This window comes from Streptomyces calidiresistens, assembly GCF_014141525.1.
Lineage (GTDB): Bacteria > Actinomycetota > Actinomycetes > Streptomycetales > Streptomycetaceae > Streptomyces > Streptomyces calidiresistens.
Map to the genome: position 1 here is coordinate 1 of NZ_VKHS01000956.1, position 1,846 is coordinate 1,846.

The following is a 1,846-nucleotide window of genomic DNA, read 5'->3' on the forward strand; positions in this document are numbered from 1 at the left end:
ACCCAAGCCGGACACCCCGGCCGGTGCCGCCGGCCCGCCCGGGGTGTCCGGCTTGGGTCGCTCCGTCCCGCGGTGCCCCGGCCGGCCGGGGGAATCCGCGCGCGAACCGCCGGGCGCCGCCGGCCGGCGGAACCGGTGTTCGGTAGCCTCGGGGCGATATGAGCAGCCAGTTGCCCCCCAGCGGCTCCCCCTCGAGCCCTCAGCGCCCCAAGCCGCGCGTCGCCGTCGTCTTCGGCGGCCGCAGCTCCGAGCACGCGATCTCCGTGGTCACCGCGGGTGCCGTGCTGAACGCCATCGACCGCGAGCGCTACGAGGTGTTGCCCATCGGCATCACCGCCGACGGACGGTGGGCCCTGACCGCCGACGCCCCCGAGCGGATGGCGATCGCCGATCGCCGGCTCCCCGCCGTGGACGACCTGGCCGAGTCGGACTCCGGCGGCGTGCTGCTCCCGGTCACCGCCGGCAGCCGCGAGGTCCTCTACACCGAACCGGGCACCGTCCCCAAGGTGCTGGGGGACGTGGACGTCGTCTTCCCGGTCCTGCACGGGCCCTACGGCGAGGACGGCACCCTCCAGGGTCTGCTCGAACTCTCCGGCATCCCCTATGTCGGCTCCGGCGTGCTCTCCTCGGCCATCGGCATGGACAAGGAGTACATGAAGCGCGTCTTCACCTCCTTCGGACTGTCGGTGGGCCCCTACACGGTGGTGCGGCCGCGGGAGGAGGAGCGCGACCCGGACGGGGTGCGGGCCCGCCTCACCGAGTTCGCCAACCGTCACGGCTGGCCGCTGTTCGTCAAGCCCTCCCGGGCCGGCTCCTCCATGGGCATCAGCCGGGTGAACGGGCCGGAGGACCTGGACGGGGCGATCGCCGAGGCCCGGCGCCACGACCCCAAGATCATCGTCGAGGCGATGGTGCGGGGACGCGAGATCGAGTGCGGCGTCCTGGAATTCGAGGACGGTCCGCGGGCCAGCGTGCCCGCCGAGATCCCGCCCGCCGCCTCCCACGACTTCTACGACTTCGAGGCCAAGTACATCGACTCGGCCGAGGGCATCGTCCCCGCTCCGCTGTCCGCCGAGGAGACCGAGCGGGTGCGGGGCCTGGCCATCCGGGCCTTCGAGGCCGCCGCCTGCGAGGGGCTGGTCCGGGCCGACTTCTTCCTCACCGAGGACGGACGCTTCGTCATCAACGAGATCAACACCATGCCGGGCTTCACCCCCATCTCCATGTACCCCCGCATGTGGCGGGAGAGCGGGGTGGACTACCCGGAGTTGATCGACACGCTCATCCGGGCGGCGCTGCGCCGGCCCACCGGACTGCGCTGAACCCCGTGGTTCCCCCCGGTACCCGGGGGGAACCACGGGGCAGCGGACGACGTGACGCCGCCCGCGGGGAACCGACCCCGCTCAGCCGTGGTCGGTGTGCCCCTCCCACAGCGGATCGAGCGGCACCGCCCCGGCCACCGCCCCGGCGAGGTCCACCAGGACCCCGGTCTCCGGCGCGTACGCCGACGGGACCGTCACCTCCACCCGCACGGTTCGCTCGGTGGTGGTGAAGCGGTAGCCGTCCCCGTTCGCCCCGGGCTCGATCAGCCATGACACGTCGTTGACCGCCAGGGCGTCGGCGAAGGGGTCGTACGCCGGGTCCAGCGGATCGAGCACCGCCGGATCCGGCACCCCGCAGCGCAGCACGATCGCAGGGTCCCCCCACGCCGCCGTGTACGGCGAGGAGGGCTCCACCTCACGGCGTTCGCGACCCTCCACCTCCGGGGGAAGCGCGTCGGCCAGCGTCCGGCAGACCCCGGCCGCCTCCGCGTCCGGCTCCGGCGCGGGCACCTCCACCCCGCCCC

At 73.8% G+C, this 1,846-nt stretch carries 2 protein-coding genes; one reads left to right on the top strand and one right to left on the bottom strand.

Translation table 11 applies throughout. The features are described 5' to 3' along the window. Nucleotides 1-158 precede the first annotated feature (158 nt). Nucleotides 159-1,322: a D-alanine--D-alanine ligase family protein gene (locus tag FOE67_RS24510; RefSeq protein ID WP_182667006.1), complete on the top strand. Its 1,164-nt coding sequence runs from the start codon at nt 159-161 to the stop codon at nt 1,320-1,322. An 81-nt stretch (nt 1,323-1,403) separates the two neighbouring features. On the opposite strand, the gene FOE67_RS24515 is transcribed toward FOE67_RS24510, so the two are convergent. Beyond that, the coding region (locus FOE67_RS24515; RefSeq protein ID WP_194444662.1) for a DUF3515 domain-containing protein at nt 1,404-1,846 on the bottom strand (443 nt) is incomplete at its 5' end.